Genomic DNA, 17,577 nt, shown 5'->3' with positions numbered 1-17,577 from the left:
GTCCGCAAGTTTATTTTTTGAACAGCTTTCCAAGCCCTTTTATCATACCCATTCCACTTTTCGGGTTTAAGATTTTATCCTTCTGCTTTTCCAGATATTGAACTGCTTCGGCTGTATCCTCCTGGACTAACCCAAGTTTCGGCAATAGCTCCTCTATACTCTTTCTGACCTCCTCAATTTTTTCCAGAGATGAAGTGTCCGCTTTTTTCATTGCCTTTAACAGTCTGTCTTTTCCGGCCTGCTTGCGGTCTACTTTTTTCAGCAGTCCTGTCGTACAGAATTTTTTGTCAAAATCAGATAAGTATCCGTTTATCTTGTCTAAATACTTCTGCTTTAATTCGGAACAAAACCGCTCTTCAAACTCTGTTCTTCTTTCCAATAAATCAGCCTCGTAGTCAAGCAGCGATTCAGACGTAGGTGGCGCAATCTCGCCAAAGAAAGCCTGTAATGCCTGTAACTCTTCACGGGCGAAATCAGCAGAGTCTCTGGTTGTACAGACAACGCCATCCACTGTCCGATACTGCAGGTCAAAGTCTTCCAGTCTTTGATTGATATATTTCATACAATCCAGTTCGTCTGTAACAGGCAGACTTAAAGTCCCGCAATATTCAATCAGCTTTTCCTTTGCTTTTACGGAATCTTCTTCGGTTTCTCCCTGAATATCTTTTACATATCGGAGTGCCTGACGGTCTTTGGAATCCTGCAGGGCAACGCCATAATAATCTGCCAGTGTTCCCAGTTCTCCGCTTTCATCTCCGAATACAGAAAGCATATTTTCAAACAGTTCCAGATTATATGGATTCAGTGCCAAAATTTCCTGATAGATTTGATTTACTTTCTCTTTTGGAACTGCGCCGCTTTTTATGTTATTCAAAAGTCTTTGTGCGGTCGCTATATCGTTTTCAGACGGTATACTCCAAAGCGTTTCCTGCCTTGCGTCTGAAATAAGTTTTATCAATACATGATGCAGAGCAAATGCCGCTTCAAAAACGCCCTTCTCAATAACTGTCCTTGTTTTCGTGTCTGCAAATATCTGTTTCAGTTCTGAATTTGCCACCATTTTGCTGACGGAATTTGCTCCGGCGTTCCATATACTGTGTCCTATACCTTCTGCAATGTTCATCATTCCCAGTTCTGCCTGATGTGCATAGTTGTCTACAACCGTACCGCCAAAACTGCCGCCTTCCCATCTGGCACGATTATCTTTCCGCTCCTGACGATATTGTTTCTGTGCCTCCAGGTCTTCATTTACAGAAATGATTTTATCACAGACAGAATCCGAAGCCTCATAAAAGGGATTCAGATATCCATGTTCATTTGCATACTGATAAATCGTGTCATAGTCCCAATCATAACGTTCAATACTGATAAGCTCTTTCTTGATTTCATCAATCACAGGACAGATACTCTTTTGAAAGTCAGAAGAAGATTTCCGCAGAATATCATCGCAATTCGTATAGCTGTCATAAAGAGCAGAAAACTGTGAAACAGCTTCTTTTGCCAGATTGCTGTATTTTCTCCGAAGAACCGTATATAGATTTCTCTCTTTCGGAATATTGACAGCCCCAACAGAACATGAATATTCCACGCAATGACTTTCCTTTTCCAACAACTCATTCATTAACATACTCAAATCTCCTTTATCTTTTTCCTGTAAACCTCTTACTTTATATTGAGCATATATATACCCCATATATAAATATACCATACAACTCTCAATCTTACAATTAAATTCTGGTTAAAATATAATAAAAACCGGAGGTGCCGCCATGCCCAAGAAAGAAAATCCTTTACGCCAGCTTCCTGTCAGTTCAGATGGTTATGGCGATATAAAAATTCACTTAGCTGAAATATTAGAAGAAAAAAACATTTCTCTCAATCAGTTATCCTTTCGCACAGAAATGCAGAGAACACAATTAAGAAATTACAGGGATAACAAGATACAACGTCTGGATATTGATATTCTGAAACGCCTGTGTTATGTATTAGAGTGTAATCTGACTGATTTGATAGAATATATCCCGCCAGAAGAAACACAGACTCTGCAATAAAACCTACGTTGTAAGAACTTTATTGTCACGAACAGTAAAACCCCATGGAAGCCTGAAACTCCCATGGGGTTAAAAATATAACTCTTATTCTCTTTTATTCCCAAGAACATCCGTTCCTTTTCGCCTTTACTTATGATATGGCTCTCCGCTCATAATCCTGTAACTCCGGTAAATCTGCTCCAGCAGAATCACCCGCATCAACTGATGAGGAAACGTCATTCTGGAAAAGCTGAGCCTGTAATCCGCCCTTTTTAAAACCTCCGCAGAAAGCCCCAGGGATCCGCCGATTATAAACTGGATATGGCTCTCCCCCCGCACTCCCAGCCGTTCCACAAATCCGGCCAGTTCCACAGAGGACAGCATATTCCCCTCAATCGCCAATGCCACTACATATGCGTTTTCCTTCACATGCGCCAGAATCCGCGCGCCTTCTTTACTGCGTATCTGCTCCTCTAATGCCTCCCCCGCCCCGTCCGGCGTCTTCTCATCCGGCGTCTCCACAATTTCCAGCCTGCAGTAACGGCTCAGCCGCTTTTCATATTCCGCGACTGCTGCCGTTAAGTATTTCTCCTTGATTTTCCCCACGGTTATCAATGTAATTTTCATTTGGAAAGCTCCTGTTTCAGGAAGGACAGCAACGTTTTTCTCGTGCGGTCCTCCGCTTCCTTGCGCCGGGTCTTTACTTTTTTCACAATCGTTCCCTCCGGCTCGCGGCGGATATTGTATACACGGCGCAGATATTCCTCTACCTCGTTCCACGCCTCGCGGCTCTCCGGAATCAGGTCAAGCCCCATCTGGAACACATGGAACATCCCGTCATAAACAGATAAACGCACTTTCACCCCGGCTTCCCTGGCCTTTGCGGCTGCCCCCGCCGTATCGTCCAAAAGCACCTCATAGTTCCCGACCTGCATCAGCATCGGCGGGAATCCGCTGAAATCGCCAAACAGGGGGGATAAGTACGGGTTCCTCGGATCTGCTCCGCCGATATAGCTGCACTGATACAGCATATTCTCCCTGGAATTTCCAAACAGGGGATCAATCTCATAGTTTGTCTCATACGAAGCGCCGCTGAGGCTGACGTCCGTCCAGGCAGACATGGTGATGATGCCTCCCGGCAGAGGCAGCCCGTGATCCTTTGCATACAGGCACAGAGCCAGCGCCAGGCCGCCCCCGGCCGAGTCCCCAGCCACCACGATGTGCTCCGGCTCATAGCCCTGCTCCTTCAAAAGCCACTCATAGGCGTGAACCGCGTCCTCCAGGGCCGCGGGAAACGGGTGCTCCGGCGCGACGCGGTAATCCGGCGTCAGGACATCCGCCCCGTAGCTGATCTTTGAATATTTGACTGCAAAACGCCGGTAAATATTTTTCATGGGGCCAATATAGCCGCCTCCGTGAAGCTGCAGGATCACGCGGCCTGTTACGGCCGTCACGGGTTTTAAGTATTCCATGACAAAGCCGTCCGACTCCACCAGCTCATAAAGATACCCAGCCGGACAGCGCCAGGCCGGCTCCTTTGGATTCCTGCGGAATTCACCTGTCTGTATGGGCTTTTTTAAGGCCGTTTCCATCACATCGCTCATCATATCCCGCGTTAAAATCCCAATTTTACTGACGTTCTTTTTGCTCATATTCATTCGCTCCCTGCTGTCATTATCGTTCGCCTTATTAAAAATAAAACCGCCGCTTCAGCTCCTTTTTTATGCTCCAGTCCCCCAGAATCACCGTGCCGGCCAGAACCGCCACAGACAGGATTACCACGATCACGGACAGAAGCGGCTTCGTGATCAGGCCTCCCCACCAGAGGAAAAGCGGGATAAAGCTGAATACTGTGATCGCAATCTGATACATAAAATAGCTCTGCCAGTTCAAACGGTTTAACAGGATCAGAAACACTATAGCGATCACATCAAACAGTATCAGGCACGGGATCGCATAGTTGACCGACCATCCCTTCATCCCGTACATATAGTCGATTAAAACGAGCAGCGCCTGCGCTCCCAGGGATTGGCGCACCAGTATCCCCGCTATGTTGGCCCTGCGCATCACCGAATACCGCACCGTCATAGCCGCATAGGCGATCCCTCCCATCACGAGCAGGGACCATCCCCGGTTCAGGCAGCCATAGGCTGCGTAATTCGTGATCCCCATCAGGGCCGCGGCTGTCAAAAGCGCCAGATAAAACAGATTGACGATCTTTTTAAGCTTTCCCCTGTCATGGCTGACCGACGGGTAATTTCCCTGATCATGCTCCCTATCCGCCACGCCGTTGCTCTCCAGCTCTGCCTCTACGCCTTTCTCTCTCAAAAAGCGGAAGAAATAATCCTGGAGATCCATATCTTCCATCGCGCTGTTAAACGTAATACACAGCTTTCCATTGCAGGCGATCACGCCGCATTTCATCCGCTGCCTTCCCGACACGCCCAAAAGAAGCTGAAAGCCCCTTACCATACCGGCCAGATCCTCTCTTAACGCCACCGGCCCCAGATTTGACAGCGTCATCGTATAGGCGCGGCTGGTCTTAAAGAAAATCGCGCTCAGCGCAATATTCTTGATCCAGAGCGGAATGATCCGCACATACCATTTCTTTTCATTTGAGACATTATAGGAAATCGTCTCCTCCAGCTTATCCTTTACGATCTTCTCGTCCATCTGCCGGCTGACGTGGCCGAGCAGTTCCTCAAAATCACGCGGCGCAGGCCCGGCCGGCCAGGAAATATTGACCACCGAGAAAAAATTGGCCATGGTATCCGACTCAAAAAAGGTCCGGAGATTGATGGGCAGATTCAGGGCCGCAGGCCGTTTCAGCGTGCGTCCGTCCGTATAAACCTGGATAACGGACCACAAAAGCGCCGCCGCCAGATATTTGGTGATACTGACCCCGGCATGCTTGCCAAGCGCCCTGATGTCATCCAGAGCGACCGTGCCGTGCAGCACGGACTGCCAGTCCAGGGGAAGGCAGTCTCCGGTAACGGCAAGCGCCCGCTCCGTCTCGTAGCGCTTGTGCGGCCGTTCCCTGTAATACGTGAGATAGCTGTCTGCGGACACGGCCCGTTCCCGGATGCGCCGATCCGCCTCCTGACGCGTCCTCTGCCCGCTAAAGGCCGCATGCCCTCTCCCCGCCGGCGGCGTCCTGTCCGCAGCCTCTTTCGCTTCCCCGGGGGCATGCCGTTTCCCGCCGGATAAGCCTGCCTGCCCCTCTCCGCTTTCCCGCTCTTTTTTATACTGTTCCCCCGCCGCCAGCTCCAGATACCGCTCGGTCAGATACTTCATAAAATTCAGCGCGCCCAGCCCGTCGGTCAGACCGTGGAACACTTCAAAATTGATACGGCGTCCGTAAAAGCTTACTCGGAACGGAAAACGCCCGCTGACGTGCGGATCAATAAATTTGCAGGGATACGTCTCCTCATGCTCAACGACCGGATCCCGGTTGTTCGTCTCAAAATAATTCCAGAAAAACCCCTTCCGGAGCTTTACGCGGAAATTTTCAAATTCCGGCAGCGTCGTGTCAAGCGCCTGCTTTAAAAGCTCCGGCGAAACCTCATCCTCAAGCGCCGCCGAAATCCGGAATACCTGGCCAAAATCCTCTCCCGCCACCGCGGCAAACAGCTTTGCCGTATTATCCAGCTTCCTCCATTTTGCACCCTGAGCATGAACTCTCTTTTTTTCTCTCTTCATCTGACCTTCTTCCAGCGCGCCGGGCAGAATTCGCAGCGTCCCGTCTGTCCGGCCCGGCCGCCTGATTAAATAAATAACATGATACCAGGGTCAAAAGGTCTAAAATCCGATGCTGGCTCGCTTGCAGGAGGATTTTTGAACCTGGGACCCGCCAAAAACATGAAAAAGGAGCCCGATCAGGGCGAATTTTGAATGTTTTTGAGGATTGCGGGAGCACAAAGTGCGGAGCAATCCGATATCAAAGGGGGCAAAAGATCTTTTGGCCCCGACATCATAACATGTCCCGCGGGAATAACAGCCGTCTAAACAACCCTGAAATAATACCCCACCCCCCATTTTGTATGCACATATCTCGGATCACTGGGACTCGGCTCGATCTTTTCCCGCAGGCGCCGCACATGCACATCCACTGTGCGCACATCGCCCCCGGCCGCCGCCCGGTTGCCCCACACGCTTCGGAGCAGTTCCTCTCTGCTGTACACCTTGTTGGGATGGCACACCAGAAGCTCCAGAAGATCAAACTCCTTTGCTGTCAGATTGATCTCCTTCTGCGCGATAAACACCCGGCGGCTGTCGCGATCCAGCCTCAGCCCGCCCGCCTCAAACACCTTTGTCCTCTCCCTGTCTCCTTTTCCTGACTTCTTCGCATTCCTCCGCATGATAGCCTTGATTCTGGCCTTAAGCTCTAAAATATTGAACGGCTTTGTTATATAATCATCCGCGCCGTACTCCAGGCCCAGAATCTTGTCCATATCTCCGCCCTTTGCTGTCAGCATGATAATCGGCATCTCCGAAAACTCCCGGATCGCCTGGCAGACCTCAAGCCCGTCGCGCTTGGGAAGCATCACGTCCAGAAGCACGATATCATATTCTTTTTCCTTTGCCATCCGGATCGCCTCCTCCCCGTCGTAGGCGCAATCCACTTCCATATTATCCTGCTCTAAACTGAATCTGAGTCCTTTGACAATCAGCTTTTCATCATCCACAACCAAAACCTTCACCATGTCTCCACCTCAACCTCAAACTGTGATGTCCTCTTTTATCTTCTGAAATGCGGCTTCCTTAATGCCGGAAACCTTCATGATATCTTCAATTTTCTGAAACGGCCCCGCCTCGCGCCGGTAGGCCAGTATCGCGTCGGCCCTCGATGCGCCGATCCCCGTAAGGGTCATCAGCTCTTCCCGGGTCGCCGTATTGATATTGACCCGGCTTTTTTCCAAAGGGCCCGGAACAGCCGCAGCCGCAGCGCCCGGAATCAGGCCGCGGGAAAGAAAGCCTGCGCCCGCTTCCGTGACAGCGCCGGCTCCCAGCTCCTTTGCCTCCTCCTGATCCGGCACATAGACCTGCAGGCCGTCCTCGAGAGGAAGCGCCATATTCAGGCTCTCCTCCGACGCCTCGTCCGTCAGGCCCCCGGCAGCCTCCACCGCCTGATATACGCGGCTTCCCTCTGCCAGCCCATAGACGCCCGGATCCTTTACCTCGCCGCAGACGTGGACGTAGATCAGGCGCGAGCCTTCCGTTTTCTGAAACTGCTCTCCCGCCGCCCCGCCTCCTGCTTCCCCGGCCGGGCTGTAAACGCCCGGATTTTCTGAGCCGGCCGTATTTCCGAAAAGGCCCGCATTCAGCGCGCTGTCCAGATGAGCGCCCGCATCCGGATTCAGATTACTCCCCGGATGCGCTTCCTGCCCGCCGGCTGATACGCTCTCATCTGTCTCCAAATCTACCGCTTCCGCGCGCTCCGGGCCGAACACTCCGTAGTCTTTCGTCCTGTCCTGTTCTCTGCATCCCCCTGCAGAATAACATATGACGCAAACCAGCAAAACTATGCCGACCGCGCCTTTTTTCAGATGCTTTATCTCTCTTTGTTTCATATGTATGTACCTCCCGTAATCATCCGGAAGATACTGTTCTGCCTGTATTCTATTCTAACTAAATACCCGCCTAAAAACAAGCGCAAAATAAAATTAATATCGAAAAATGATGATTCCCGCGATTGCGATCAGAGCGCCGATGGCCTTTCTCCACTCAAAGCCTGTTTTCTCTACGCCGAACAGGCCCATCACCTCAATCGCATAGGCTACGACGATCTGCGAGACTACGATCAGAAGCGCTGATTTGGCCGGCCCTAAGGAAGCCACGCTGCGGATCACGGTATAGGTGATAAACGCCCCCAGAATACCCCCGGCCAGCATATATTTAGGCTCCACCTGGAACAGGGCGCCGATCTCCTGCCGTCCTGTTATAAGCCACATGATCAGGCAGGCCGCCAGGGCGCTGAGCTGGACCCAGCCGGCCGCAACCCATATGCTTGTCTGCTTGGTCACCGCTGTGTTAAAAACACCCTGCACGCTCATCAGAGCGCCGGATATCAGAGCAATCACAAATCCCCACATAATAAAAAAACCTCCGTTTCTTCTTCGTTCAACCTTAATCTTAGTATCCCGAAAAACGGAGGTTTTATTCTCTTTATTCGATTGCAAACTCTGCCGTAATAAACGCTTCTATTTCCAACTGCCCCGGCATCACGGCCATCGCCCCGGCGGCCATATCCATCGCCGCCTCTTCCTTTGCCGTGGAAAATCTTGTATTATACCGGGCTTCCTGGGAATCCGCGTACTCATCCAGCTTCACCAGCGCCCCCAGCTTACAGCCGCCCGCCTCTGCCATCGCCTGGGCCTTGATCCTCGCCGCTTCCACCGCGGCCGCCAGAGCCTCCTGATACGCCTCGTCGTACCTGCTGGACAGATACGTAACCGAATCAATCGAATTGATCCCTGCATCTACGGACTGGGATAAAAGCTCTCCCACATCCGTCAGGGGAATATCGGACACAGTCACGCGCGTCGTCATCTCATACCCGCTGATTGTCTTCCCGTTCTCCCAGTCATAGATAGGATCCAGGCCGTAGCTGGAGGTCTGTACAGACGTGTCGTTCACGCCCTCCTGCTTTAACAGGGCCAGCACCTTCTCCAAATCCGTATTGTTCTGCGTCTGGCACGTCTGGGCGTCCGACGCCTGCGAATACACGCTGTATATCACCTGAGCCATGTCCGGCTCCACCTTTACCTGTTCCCTGGCCGTAACGCTGATCACCTTGCTGTCCGCGCTCTCTACCTGAATCTTATCCGGAACCCCTGTATTGCCCGCCGCGCACCCGCTGAGCGCAAGTGCCCCGCCTGCCAGAATGAGCGCCGCCAGCCCCGTCTTCCATCGTTTCATAATCATCCTCTCCTTTTCCCGGCATAACCGCCTTTCACCTTGACTGATAGAATCATTATACCGGAAAGGAGCCCCGGATGCTTTTCTTTTCCCTTAACATTCCATATCTTATTTCTGAAAAAAGCGATTCAGGAACCGGGCAGGCTGCTGTTCAGGAAACGCTTCCTTACATGGCAAGCCCGCATTCAAACGCGAGAACCATATATTTTTCCGCATTGGTAAGGCCATAGGACATTAAATCTCGGATTTCCCATGTTTCCGAGCTGAGATTATCCGCTCCATATAAAAACTGAATAAACGGAATCCGCCTGTATCTTGAAACCGCCAGCATAGAAGCGCATTCCATTTCCACGGCCAGACACCCCTGCTGCCGGCGTTCGCGGATGGCGGACAGGGTTTCCCTGTAAATGGCGTCCGAAGTCCATGTTTTGCCTTTCACATAGGAGCAGCCGCAGTCTGTTAAAACACGCTCCAATATCTGCACAGAACGCGCGTCTGCTTCGATTTCCGGGGATGGCGCTATATAATGGTAGCTTGTGCCTTCATCACGGACAGCGGAAACAGGGATAATGACGCTGTCTTTTACCTTATCATCGTCCAATACCCCGCAGGAGCCGAATAAAACAAACTTTTTAGCCCCCATGGCAATGATTTCCTCAAAACATGAAACACAGGCAGGCGCGCCTACCATCGAACGGTAAAACGCAATCGCCGTATTCCTGTAATTGATTTTGTAGACAGGCAGTATGCCGTTAGCCGAGCAGAGTTCTCCTATCCTTTCCGCCTTATCCGAAGAGGCAAATTTTTGAATGATGCTGTCGGAAAATGTGGAAATACAGATTTCCGGAAAATTCTCGATCTTTTTTGTCGTGTCAGACGGGCCGAATAAGGCCGGTTCTGATATTTCTGTTCTCTGAAATATGGTATACAATTTACACGCCCCCATTCCTGCTCGTTTTTGTGTGCAAACCAGCGCCCGCCTCCTGCCGCGCCGCGGCCCGGACGAGATGGGCGGCCAGGACGGCCGTCGTCACAGCGCCGATCCCGCCCGGAACCGGTGTCGCGCAGGCCGCCGTATCTGCGATGTCCTCAAAATCCACATCGCCGCACAGACGCCCGTCCTCATCCACATTGATTCCCACATCCAGGACCACCGCCCCGTCCCTCACGAAACGCCTGTCAATCATTTTTGCGCGCCCCGCACAGACGGCCAGGATCTCTGCCTCCCGGCAGGTTTCCTCCAGATTGGCTGTCCGCGTATGGCATATGGTCACCGTCGCATTTTCCCTCAGAAGCAGCATGGCCAGAGGGCGGCCCACAACCATGCTCCGGCCCACAACCACGGCCCGTTTCCCCTCTGCCGCAATGCCTTCCGCCTTTAAGCAGGCGATCACCGCCTCCGCCGTGCAGGGCGCAAAACCCGTCTCGTCCCCGCAAAATACCTTTGCAATATTCACCGGCGATATCCCGTCCAGATCCTTTCCCGGATCAATCAGATGCTCGATCTCCTGCTGGCGGATCTGTTTCGGAAGCGGACGCATCAGCAGGATCCCGTGGATCGACGGATCCGCGTTGAGCCTCAGAAACTGCTCTTTAAACGCCTCATGCGCGATATCGGCCGGGTACACGAAGCTCTCTGCCTCAAGGCCAAAGGATCGCGTCTTCTTTAACGCGCCTGTCTCATAGGAAATATCCGCCGGATTGTCTCCCACGCGCACGATCGCAAGCTTTGGCGTCTGCCGAAGCGTTTTTACTGTTTTCTGCGCCTCTTCCTTTATCTTTGCCGAAACTCCGGCTCCGCGAAGTGTAATCATATGATTTTATTCCCCCTCGTTATATCATTTCCAGAACATATACGGTTAAAATAGCCGCCAGCGCCACAACCACCAGGCTCTTTCCCTTCCAGCCCAGCCACACGGCCACAAGCGTCCCGCCCGCGGCGGAGTACAGGTGTCCGGTTGAAAAAAACACATCCGGAAACGTCAGGGCTCCCAGCACTGCATAGGGCATGCAGTCTAAAAACGAACGGATAAACCGGGATTTGATCTGCTTCCTGAACACCGTCACCGGAAGGACTCTCGGAATATAGGTCACAAGCGCCATTAACGCCACGCAAATCAGCACCCTCTCAAGATCCATTGTCACTCTCTTCCTCCTTTGGAAATAACACCGCTCCCAGAGCCGAGGCCGCTATGGTCGCGGCGATCACCCTGAAGCCTGATGAAATAAAGCCAAACGCCGGGATATATTTTAACAGGCATACCATTGCCACCGCCGCAAGAATCACGCACAGTACGGCAAAGGACTGGCGCGCCGCCGGAATAATCAGCGCGATGAACATGGCGTACAGCGCAATCCCCATCGCATTTTGCAGCGCCTGCGGGAGCAGGGTGGAGATCGAGCCGCCAAACAGGGTGCCCAGATTCCAGCCCAGGATGGGCATCATCATCAGCCCTATCATATAAGAGGCGCGCAGGCTTCCCTTTTTCAGCGAACTGACCACAAAGGTTTCATCCGTGATCCCAAAGGCAAGCGCCATCCTCCCAAGCGTCCCTGTCGCTTTCTCAAGCCTCTGGGACAGGGAAAACGACATCAGCATATACCGCAGGTTGATGACAAAGGTCGCCAGCGCCACCTCAAGATACCCGGCCCCGGCCAGAATCAGGTTCGTTCCCGCAAACTGTCCGGCGCTGGTCAGATTCGTCAGAGAAATCAGACATGCCACCCACACAGGCAGCCCCCCTGACACCGCTAAAAAGCCAAACGTAAACGATACGGGAAAATATCCCAGACCGATGGGAATCCCGCTTTTCAGGCCCTCTGTAAAAGCATCTTTCCATCCCGCCTCATGCGTCATACTGTTCATTCAGCCATTCCACTCCGCTTACGATCCCATCCTCTGTAAACGGAAACTCCTTCCATGTTTTCTGCTCGTCCGGCGTCGCCAAAAAGGCATACGGCTCCGGCCACCACGTCACCCGGAGAACTGTCTCCTTCCCTCCCCCGTCCGCGGCTTCCTCTTCTTTCGCTTCGCGTTCCGCCTTTTCCATGCGGTAGCGCATCCCCTTATAGCTCCCGGTAAACCGTTCCTTTTTCAGGAAATTAATGGGCATCACGTCCCGGCGCTCAATCATTCCCACGCCCCCCTTTCCCTGTCTTTTTATTATCCGTGAAACCGAACCCGGCGCACCACGGCCTGCAGGGTTTTCCTGCCGTTATACTCGTTAATATCCGGATAATATACGATATCCATCACCCGGCGGCCGGCCCGTTCCTCCTCAAATGCGTCCCCGTCCCCGAAATAGATGGCTTCCACCGCGCGCCCCTGTTCCTCCTCAAGCGTCATGCGCACGACATTGCGGTTGCGCCCGATCACCCTGGCATTCCGCACGCGCAGGCCCTTTTCCGCAAAAAGAGGCTTTTCATTGCCCTGCCCGAACGGCTCTAAGCGATCGAATTCCCTCACGAGGCGCTCTGTCACATATCCCATGGGCATCGGCACGTCGATCCACACCTTTGCCTTAAAATCTTCCTCTGTGAGGCCGGAACAGGCGTTTAGCCGCCTGCGGAATTCATCGATATCTTCTTCCTTAAGGGAGAGGCCGGCCGCCATGGGATGCCCTCCGAACTTGAGCAGCAGATCCTTTACCTCCGACAGCTTCCGGAACATGTGGTACCCATCAATCGAGCGCCCGGAACCCTTCACCGCCCCTTCGCTCCTTGTCAGGATAATGGACGGTTTCTGATAGTATTCCCGCAGGCGTCCCGCAATAATACCGGCCAGGGATTCATGGCATTCCGGCAGGAACACCACCAGCACGGAATCGCCCTTATAAAAGGCGTCAACCAGGATCTTCGCCTCCTGCGTCCCCTGCTCGGTCATGTCCTTTCGCGTGTCATTCAATTCCTTTAACTCCACGGCCAGGCGGTCCGCCTCCTCCTCGTCCTCGGAAAGAAGCAGGGACAGGGCCAGCTTGGCTGTCTGAAGGCGTCCCCCGGCATTCAGGCACGGCCCGATCACAAAGCCGATATGGTAGGCTGTGATGCGGTCTATATCGAGATTATTCTTCTCCACCAGCTTGCGGAGTCCCACGCTGCGCGTCCTGGCAATGCGCTTTAAGCCGTATTTTACCAGAATCCGGTTCTCGTCCTGCAGCTTCATCACATCGCCCACCGTCGCAATCGCGGCAAATTCCAGAAGGGCCTCCCGCTCCTCACCGGGGATCCCGCAGTCCCGGTAAAGGGCCTCTGCCAGCTTAAACGCCACCGCGCCGCCGCAGATCTCCGGAAACGGATACCCGCAGCCGGCCTGCTTGGGATTCACCACCGCGTCAGCCGGAGGCAGGATCTCTTCGTCCCCGTCCGTGGGAACCTCGTGGTGATCCGTCACCACTACGGTCATCCCGTACTGTTTTGCCAGCGAAATCTGGGAAAAAGCCGAGATCCCGTTATCGCACGTCAGAATCGTGTCCACACCGTCCTCATGGGCCTGCTCAATGATCGCCTCATTGATCCCGTATCCGTCCTTAATCCGGTCCGGTATCTCATAATCCACAAAAGCCCCCAGGCGACGGAACGCCTGATACAGGATATAGGTCGAGCAAACCCCGTCGATATCATAATCGCCCACAATCCGGATCCGGCTCCCGTCCGCCGCCTTTTTCTTCAAAATCCGCACTGCTTTATCCATGTCTTTTAACAGATACGGATCATAAAAATCCGCCGGCGTCCCGTCCAGATAGCGGCGGATCGCCTCATCTCCCTCGATCCCGCGGTTGCGTATGATCCGCGCCGTCACGGGATCGATCCCGAATTCCGCCGAAATCCGGTTAAAATCCGCCTTTTTTGTCTGAAGCATCCATATCTCTTCCGCCATTTCTCTTCCTTTCTTTTGTGTACCGCTTGGGAACTGCGCTTCAAAATCTGTACTTCTTAAGCTCCTTCCTCCGCTCCCGGTAATCGGGCAGAATCCGCTCCACCTCCGCCCAAAAACGGTCAGAGTGGTTCATCTCGCGCCGGTGCGCCAGCTCATGCACCACCACATAATCCAGAAGCTCCTCTGAAACCAGGGCCAGCCTCCAGTTAAAATTCAGGTTCCCGGCCGCGCTGCAGCTTCCCCACCTGGTCTTCTGGCTGCGGATCGTGATCCTTTTATAATCCACGCCCATCCTCCCGGCATAATAAGCAACCCGATGCATCAGCACCGGGCGCAGGCCGTCTATATATGTATGGATCTCCTCATCGGTAAAGACCGGCCTCTGCTCCTTTTGCTCCATCGCCTCACGGTAATGCGTTCCGATCCACCGCTCATGCTGCGCGGCAAACCGCATCGCCTCCTGTTCCGGCATACGGTATGGCATACGGAATATCAGCCTTCCGTCTGCCGAAACCTCCATGGCCATCGTCTTCCTCGATGAACGCGCCACCTCAAACGGAATCTCCATTGTCTCACCAGAGTCCCGGGGCATCCAGGGGTTCAAAATCCGCAAAAACCGCATATAGCTTCCCCTCCCTTTCTTCCGTCGTCTGAGCCGCGTCCTCCATCACCTTAGCCAGCCGTTTTCCAAACGCCCCCATCGGCGTGTCCGGATCCGCGCGGCGCGCCAGCTCCACACAGACATTCTCCTCAAGCTCTGAGCTCAGCATATCATAAAGAGCGTCCAGGTTCTTCCCGTAATGCTCCGGAAAATGAAGCTGTTCCATCAAGAACGCATGAACCTCCTGCTCTGTCTCCATCTCATTTAAATCAATTTTCAATAACCTCATACCATCCCGCCTCCTGCGGATCGTACGGAACGCGCTGCCGGACGCAGCCAAAAAGGGGACCGTAAGCGCTGTGCTAATACAGCTTTTCAAAGCTTTTATAGTGATCCTCCGTATAATAGATCAATCCGTCATTTGAAAAAACAATCCTCTTTGCGCCGCGGTACGTTCCGTCAAAGTCAATATCGCACTCAAACCACACGCGCCCCTTCTGGTCCGGCAAAAGCCCCTCATAGTTTCCAAACCTGCTTCCGCCGATATTCATGCCCGGAGCCACGTCCCAGAGGTTCCCCTCCCTGCTGACCCAACCGGCCGCTTCCGCCTCTTTTTTCGTGATAAAATTCTCCGGAAGCTGCCCGTATGTGTGGAGGTAAAGGGCCACCTCCTCCTTTGTGGTATAATGGCCATCCTCTGATACAGACAGGGACAGATGCCCGCCGTCCGCCTCCTCCGGCCCGGATTCGCCCGGCTGTGAAGCTTCCGCTCCAAAATCAGCTTCATTCTGCGCCTGCTGTTTACCGCTGCCTGAACCGCGTTCCCCCGCATCCGCCGCACGTTCCCCGGCATCAGTGTTCTCCGCCGCCGCGGACGCGCTCTTTGCCGCCGCTCCCGGCGGCGTCTGGTTTGCGGGACGGCACCCAAACAGAAGAAACACCGCCACGAAAAATGGAATCAGCCACTTCATGGCAGCCTCTGCTTTTTTCCAGTAATCCCTTAACATAACTATCCTCCCTGTGAGTCCGGGCGCCCTGTAAATTTTTGTCTCTTTGGCCATGCCCGGCCGCTTTTCCAAAAGCCTTACAGTCTATTTATTATATCGATCCCGGGGGGAAATGTCAATGTATGGAGCTATGGCCGCTGCACTATTTGCTGCAGCCCAGCCAGAAGGCTGAGCTGTAACCACTATTTTATATCCCTTCTCCTGAACACAGAAACAGACACAGCAAATGATATAGCAAGAAGCACGATAAGCAAAAGCGGCGCCGCGTGCGTAAGGCGGATCAGAAACTCCTTTTTGACAGGCAGCGGCCTCCCATCCCTCACCGCCATAAAAACAAGCAGCCACGGAAGCACCCACAGCAGCATATTGACATACCTTGCGCGATTCACTCCGATTGCATAAATCAGCGGAATTGAAATAATCTGCATCAAAAACAGCACTCCCATGATCGCCGCCACAGAAGCGGACAATTCCGGGAAAGCGCCGGCCCCCGCCCATCCCCATGCCCCTGCCAGTATCAGGGATACCGCCGCCAAAGCAATATCCAGCAGAATGATAAACAGATACTTTGCCAGAACCATCTGAAAACGGCTGACCGGCATGGCGGCAATATAATCATTGCAGCGATACTGCTTATCATAGTGAAACGAATTATAGCAGTTCATCAGTCCCATGATGGAAATCATCATAAAAGCAATGGAAATATTCCGGAAGATGCCTGTATACACGACAAAAAACGCCAACAGTACAAGCCAGCTCTTCATCTGCGACTTAAGGACCGCATATTCTTTATATAATAATCCTTTCATATCCCATCATCTCCTCTCCCCGCGCCCCGTTCGCGCACATCTCCCTTTGCCAGATACAATAAGATCTGCTCCAGCCCCGCCGGCTCCAGGATGATATCAAAAGGCGTTCCGCTTATCCCCCGTCTTCCCCGGTCCCACTGTGCATCTTTGTCCGCCAAACGCGCCAGCGCCTCAGCGCCGAAGCTGTTTTCACGAAGCCCCTCTGTTATAAACCGTCCCTCTGCCTCCAGCGCCCGGATCTCCTCGCGGCTTCCCTTAACAATCCGGTATTGCTCTAAAATCCGATCCTTTTCCCCGCAGAGCATCAGCCTTCCGCGGTGCAGGAAGGCCGCATAATCCGCTGTCTTTTCCAAATCACTGATAATGTGCGAGGAAATGAGTACGGAATGTGTCTCATCCATCACAAACTCCCGCAGCATGTCAAGCGCCTCCTCCCGCACCATCGGATCCAGCCCGCTTGTCGGCTCGTCCAGTATCAAAAGCCGCGCTCCGTGGGAAAGGGCCGTCGCCAGCGCCAGCTTCATGCGCATCCCCCGTGAATAATCCTTCAGCTTTTTCCCCGGCGCAATCGAAAACCGTTCCAGATATCTCCCGAACAAAGGCGCGTCCCAGTTCTTATAAAGGCCGCCCATCATTCTCCCAATCCCGCGCGCGTTTAAAAAATCCGGAAGATGCAGATCCTCCAAAACCAGGCCCACATATTCCTTGAGGGCAGGCTTATCCTCGCCCGCCTTCTCCCCGAACATCCTCACTTCCCCCTCGTCCGGGCGGATCAGCCCCATGACCGCCTTAATCGTCGTGCTCTTTCCCGCCCCGTTTTCCCCCATCAGCCCCAGAATGCTTCCGCCCGGCAGCGTCAGGTTTACATGATCCAGCGAAAAATCAGCGTAATGCTTCGTCAGATTCCTGATTTCAAGGACTGCGTCCCTCTCTCTGCATTCATTCATCTCTCTTCACATCCTCCGTTTCCATCATACAGCGCCTCCAGTACCTCCTCCAGCTCTTTCAGGGAGATCCCTGATATCTTTGCCATCTCCACAGCGCTCAGAAGGCTGGCCTCAATCTTTTTAAACTGCTCCTCCCGCATCAGCTCCCGGTTCCTGCCTGTGACAAAGCTTCCCTTGCCCTGAAAGGACTCAATATACCCCTCTTTTTCCAGCTCCTCATACGCGCGTTTCGTGGAAATAATGCTCACGCGCAGCTCCTTTGCCAGAAAGCGCAGAGACGGCAGCGCAGCGCCCTCCGCCAGCCCCCCTGACAGAATCGCATTCTTGATCTGGCCTGCAATCTGTTCATAAATCGGTTGATCACCCGAATTACTGATAATAATTTTCAT

General features: G+C 53.0%; 21 protein-coding genes. 1 reads left to right on the top strand and 20 read right to left on the bottom strand.

The features are described 5' to 3' along the window. Window positions 1-10: 10 nt before the first annotated feature. The gene (locus tag NFS31_RS11065; RefSeq protein ID WP_251494849.1) at window positions 11-1,627 is read right to left on the bottom strand and encodes a hypothetical protein; all 1,617 of its coding nucleotides are present in this window, start codon (window positions 1,625-1,627) and stop codon (window positions 11-13) included. 142 nt (window positions 1,628-1,769) lie between these two features. Here NFS31_RS11065 and NFS31_RS11060 point away from each other — a divergent pair, with 142 nt between their 5' ends. Further along, entirely contained in the window at window positions 1,770-2,051 is a 282-nt protein-coding gene (locus NFS31_RS11060) for a helix-turn-helix domain-containing protein (RefSeq protein WP_120398397.1), read from the top strand. A gap of 126 nt (window positions 2,052-2,177) precedes the next feature. Here the strand turns inward: NFS31_RS11060 and rlmH are convergent, their stop codons facing one another. The 19 genes from rlmH to NFS31_RS10965 all read right to left on the bottom strand — a co-directional run bounded on the left by rlmH (window position 2,178) and on the right by NFS31_RS10965 (window position 17,577). Further along, window positions 2,178-2,657, bottom strand: a complete 480-nt coding sequence (gene rlmH / locus NFS31_RS11055; protein ID WP_251494847.1) for a 23S rRNA (pseudouridine(1915)-N(3))-methyltransferase RlmH — start codon at window positions 2,655-2,657, stop codon at window positions 2,178-2,180. Next, on the bottom strand, window positions 2,654-3,682 hold the full coding sequence (locus tag NFS31_RS11050) for an alpha/beta hydrolase (protein ID WP_251494845.1): 1,029 nt from the start codon (window positions 3,680-3,682) through the stop codon (window positions 2,654-2,656). The genes rlmH and NFS31_RS11050 overlap by 4 nt, the downstream gene beginning before the upstream one ends. A gap of 37 nt (window positions 3,683-3,719) precedes the next feature. After that, window positions 3,720-5,729: a DUF6320 domain-containing protein gene (locus NFS31_RS11045; RefSeq protein ID WP_251494842.1), complete on the bottom strand. Its 2,010-nt coding sequence runs from the start codon at window positions 5,727-5,729 to the stop codon at window positions 3,720-3,722. Between the two features lie 302 nt (window positions 5,730-6,031). Then, on the bottom strand, window positions 6,032-6,733 hold the full coding sequence (locus NFS31_RS11040; RefSeq protein WP_251494839.1) for a response regulator transcription factor: 702 nt from the start codon (window positions 6,731-6,733) through the stop codon (window positions 6,032-6,034). Window positions 6,734-6,748: 15 nt separating this feature from the next. Beyond that, a complete protein-coding gene (locus NFS31_RS11035) occupies window positions 6,749-7,600 on the bottom strand; it encodes a helix-hairpin-helix domain-containing protein (RefSeq protein ID WP_251494836.1) in 852 nt (283 codons plus the stop codon). 93 nt (window positions 7,601-7,693) lie between these two features. Further along, the gene (locus NFS31_RS11030) at window positions 7,694-8,122 is read right to left on the bottom strand and encodes a DMT family transporter (RefSeq protein ID WP_251494833.1); all 429 of its coding nucleotides are present in this window, start codon (window positions 8,120-8,122) and stop codon (window positions 7,694-7,696) included. A gap of 73 nt (window positions 8,123-8,195) precedes the next feature. Then, window positions 8,196-8,948 (bottom strand): SIMPL domain-containing protein, encoded by a 753-nt coding sequence (locus tag NFS31_RS11025; RefSeq protein ID WP_251494831.1) that lies wholly within the window; start codon window positions 8,946-8,948, stop codon window positions 8,196-8,198. Window positions 8,949-9,114: 166 nt separating this feature from the next. Further along, entirely contained in the window at window positions 9,115-9,879 is a 765-nt protein-coding gene (locus NFS31_RS11020; RefSeq protein ID WP_251494828.1) for a nucleoside phosphorylase, read from the bottom strand. Window position 9,880: 1 nt separating this feature from the next. Beyond that, complete coding sequence (locus tag NFS31_RS11015; protein ID WP_251494826.1) at window positions 9,881-10,762, bottom strand: bifunctional 5,10-methylenetetrahydrofolate dehydrogenase/5,10-methenyltetrahydrofolate cyclohydrolase; 882 nt, start codon at window positions 10,760-10,762, stop codon at window positions 9,881-9,883. A gap of 19 nt (window positions 10,763-10,781) precedes the next feature. Beyond that, window positions 10,782-11,087 (bottom strand): AzlD domain-containing protein, encoded by a 306-nt coding sequence (locus NFS31_RS11010; protein ID WP_251494942.1) that lies wholly within the window; start codon window positions 11,085-11,087, stop codon window positions 10,782-10,784. Then, entirely contained in the window at window positions 11,077-11,814 is a 738-nt protein-coding gene (locus NFS31_RS11005; protein ID WP_251494824.1) for an AzlC family ABC transporter permease, read from the bottom strand. The genes NFS31_RS11010 and NFS31_RS11005 overlap by 11 nt, the downstream gene beginning before the upstream one ends. Further along, the gene (locus tag NFS31_RS11000; protein WP_251494821.1) at window positions 11,795-12,082 is read right to left on the bottom strand and encodes a hypothetical protein; all 288 of its coding nucleotides are present in this window, start codon (window positions 12,080-12,082) and stop codon (window positions 11,795-11,797) included. The genes NFS31_RS11005 and NFS31_RS11000 overlap by 20 nt, the downstream gene beginning before the upstream one ends. A gap of 29 nt (window positions 12,083-12,111) precedes the next feature. Continuing rightward, window positions 12,112-13,824, bottom strand: coding sequence for a single-stranded-DNA-specific exonuclease RecJ (recJ, locus tag NFS31_RS10995; RefSeq protein ID WP_251494818.1), 1,713 nt, complete (start codon window positions 13,822-13,824; stop codon window positions 12,112-12,114). A 40-nt stretch (window positions 13,825-13,864) separates the two neighbouring features. Beyond that, window positions 13,865-14,446: a M48 family metallopeptidase gene (locus NFS31_RS10990; RefSeq protein WP_251494816.1), complete on the bottom strand. Its 582-nt coding sequence runs from the start codon at window positions 14,444-14,446 to the stop codon at window positions 13,865-13,867. Continuing rightward, the gene (locus NFS31_RS10985; protein WP_251494813.1) at window positions 14,397-14,714 is read right to left on the bottom strand and encodes a barstar family protein; all 318 of its coding nucleotides are present in this window, start codon (window positions 14,712-14,714) and stop codon (window positions 14,397-14,399) included. The genes NFS31_RS10990 and NFS31_RS10985 overlap by 50 nt, the downstream gene beginning before the upstream one ends. 73 nt (window positions 14,715-14,787) lie before the next feature. Beyond that, a complete protein-coding gene (locus NFS31_RS10980) occupies window positions 14,788-15,432 on the bottom strand; it encodes a ribonuclease domain-containing protein (protein ID WP_251494812.1) in 645 nt (214 codons plus the stop codon). 182 nt (window positions 15,433-15,614) lie between these two features. Further along, window positions 15,615-16,241, bottom strand: coding sequence for an ABC-2 transporter permease (locus NFS31_RS10975; protein ID WP_251494810.1), 627 nt, complete (start codon window positions 16,239-16,241; stop codon window positions 15,615-15,617). Continuing rightward, entirely contained in the window at window positions 16,238-17,188 is a 951-nt protein-coding gene (locus NFS31_RS10970; protein WP_251494809.1) for an ABC transporter ATP-binding protein, read from the bottom strand. Before NFS31_RS10970 ends, NFS31_RS10975 begins: the two co-directional genes overlap by 4 nt. Further along, a complete protein-coding gene (locus tag NFS31_RS10965; RefSeq protein ID WP_251494806.1) occupies window positions 17,185-17,577 on the bottom strand; it encodes a GntR family transcriptional regulator in 393 nt (130 codons plus the stop codon). Before NFS31_RS10965 ends, NFS31_RS10970 begins: the two co-directional genes overlap by 4 nt.

The organism is Otoolea muris, from assembly GCF_943193115.1.
Classification (GTDB): Bacteria; Bacillota; Clostridia; order Lachnospirales; family Lachnospiraceae; genus Otoolea; species Otoolea muris.
Note: the sequence above shows the minus strand (reverse complement) of the source record. Positions and strands in the feature narration are given on the sequence as shown.